The following is a 1,539-nucleotide window of genomic DNA, read 5'->3' on the forward strand; positions in this document are numbered from 1 at the left end:
ACTTGTAGTAGGTGAGTGATGGGGTGACGCAGGAAGGTAGTCCAGCCCGGGCGGTGGTTGTCCCGGGGTAAGGGTGTAGCCCGAGTGGTAGGCAAATCCGCCACTCATCAAGGGTGAGACCTGATGCCGAGCCGATTGTGGTGAAGTGGATGATCCTATGCTGTCGAGAAAAGCCTCTAGCGAGTTTCATGGCGGCCCGTACCCTAAACCGACTCAGGTGGTCAGGTAGAGAATACCGAGGCGTTCGGGTGAACTATGGTTAAGGAACTCGGCAAAATGCCCCCGTAACTTCGGGAGAAGGGGGGCCATCACCGGTGATGACATTTACTGTCTGAGCTGGGGGTGGCCGCAGAGACCAGCGAGAAGCGACTGTTTACTAAAAACACAGGTCCGTGCGAAGCCGTAAGGCGATGTATACGGACTGACGCCTGCCCGGTGCTGGAACGTTAAGGGGACCGGTTAGTGCGCTTTCGGGCGTGCGAAGCTGAGAACTTAAGCGCCAGTAAACGGCGGTGGTAACTATAACCATCCTAAGGTAGCGAAATTCCTTGTCGGGTAAGTTCCGACCTGCACGAATGGCGTAACGACTTCTCGACTGTCTCAACCATAGGCCCGGTGAAATTGCACTACGAGTAAAGATGCTCGTTTCGCGCAGAAGGACGGAAAGACCCCGGGACCTTTACTACAGTTTGATATTGGTGTTCGGTTCGGCTTGTGTAGGATAGGTGGGAGACTTTGAAGCGGGCACGCCAGTGTTCGTGGAGTCGTCGTTGAAATACCACTCTGGTCGTGCTGGATGTCTAACCTCGGTCCGTGATCCGGATCAGGGACAGTGTCTGATGGGTAGTTTAACTGGGGCGGTTGCCTCCCAAAGGGTAACGGAGGCGCCCAAAGGTTCCCTCAGCCTGGTTGGTAATCAGGTGTTGAGTGTAAGTGCACAAGGGAGCTTGACTGTGAGACCGACGGGTCGAGCAGGGACGAAAGTCGGGACTAGTGATCCGGCGGTGGCTTGTGGAAGCGCCGTCGCTCAACGGATAAAAGGTACCCCGGGGATAACAGGCTGATCTTCCCCAAGAGTCCATATCGACGGGATGGTTTGGCACCTCGATGTCGGCTCGTCGCATCCTGGGGCTGGAGTCGGTCCCAAGGGTTGGGCTGTTCGCCCATTAAAGCGGTACGCGAGCTGGGTTTAGAACGTCGTGAGACAGTTCGGTCCCTATCCTCTGTGCGCGTAGGAATATTGAGAAGGGCTGTCCCTAGTACGAGAGGACCGGGACGGACGAACCTCTGGTGTGCCAGTTGTCCTGCCAAGGGCATGGCTGGTTGGCTACGTTCGGAAAGGATAACCGCTGAAAGCATCTAAGCGGGAAGCCTGCTTCGAGATGAGTATTCCCACCCCCTTTGAGGGGTTAAGGCTCCCAGTAGACGACTGGGTTGATAGGCCAGATCTGGAAGCCCGGTAACGGGTGGAGGTGACTGGTACTAATAGGCCGAGGGCTTGTCCTCAGTTGCTCGCGTCCACTGTGTTGGTTCTGAAAC

1 rRNA gene (only partly in view) is annotated in these 1,539 nt (G+C 56.1%); it reads left to right on the forward strand.

Going from position 1 to position 1,539, the window contains the following annotated elements:
- A 23S ribosomal RNA gene (locus tag AB0B50_RS44560) occupies nucleotides 1–1,506 on the forward strand; it begins 1,377 nt to the left of the window's first position.
- The last annotated feature ends 33 nt before the right edge of the window (nucleotides 1,507–1,539 follow it).

The organism is Streptomyces sp. NPDC041068 (assembly GCF_040647455.1).
In the GTDB taxonomy this organism is placed as follows: Bacteria; Actinomycetota; Actinomycetes; order Streptomycetales; family Streptomycetaceae; genus Streptomyces.